We start from the raw sequence: 661 nt of genomic DNA on the forward strand, positions 1-661 counted from the left end.
ATTTGGCACGGCCCCTCGGTGGCATTATTCTTGGACGTTATGGCGACATCAAGGGTCGCAGGCCAATTCTATTCATCAGCATGGCTATCATTGCAGGCAGTTTACTGACTATAGCGTTTTTGCCCACGTATGCACAGTGGGGCATGCTAGCTCCAATCCTATTTATCCTACTTAGACTGATACAGGGAATGGCATTTGGCCTTTATGTCCCATTGGCTTGGGTTTTTGTTGCAGAGCATGTACCGCGGCAGTATCTATCGGTTAGCTGTAGCTATGTGACAGCAAGCTTTTTTATAGGGGTGCTATTTTCTAACGCTTTTTTTGTATGGCTCACCGGCTCTATGACCCCTGAAGAGCTAACCAGTTACGGCTGGCGTTTACCCTTCTTTATTGCAGCAATCTTGAGCTGTTTACCTTTATTAGTATGGCGTTTTATTGATGAGTCACCATTCTTTTTAGAAGTTAAAAAAGTAAAAACGAATAGTCATACCGCTCAGCCATTTACCTTACTTTTCAAACACTGTAAGCATTCAATATTTATCGGTTTGATGCTAAGTTTGATTATGTCTAGCATTACGACTGTCATCATACTGTTGCTCCCAGACTTGATTGAATTACGGTTTGCTTTGGACAAAGACTTATTTGGGTTTTCACACAGTTT

At 42.1% G+C, this 661-nt stretch carries 1 protein-coding gene; it reads left to right on the top strand.

Going from position 1 to position 661, the window contains the following annotated elements; all coding sequences use genetic code 11:
- Positions 1-2: 2 nt before the first annotated feature.
- A partial coding sequence (locus tag ACS8FD_RS21350) for an MFS transporter (RefSeq protein ID WP_439277345.1) occupies positions 3-661 on the top strand: 659 nt, incomplete at its 3' end.

The sequence above is a fragment of the Psychrobacter sp. 1U2 genome, from assembly GCF_051847575.1.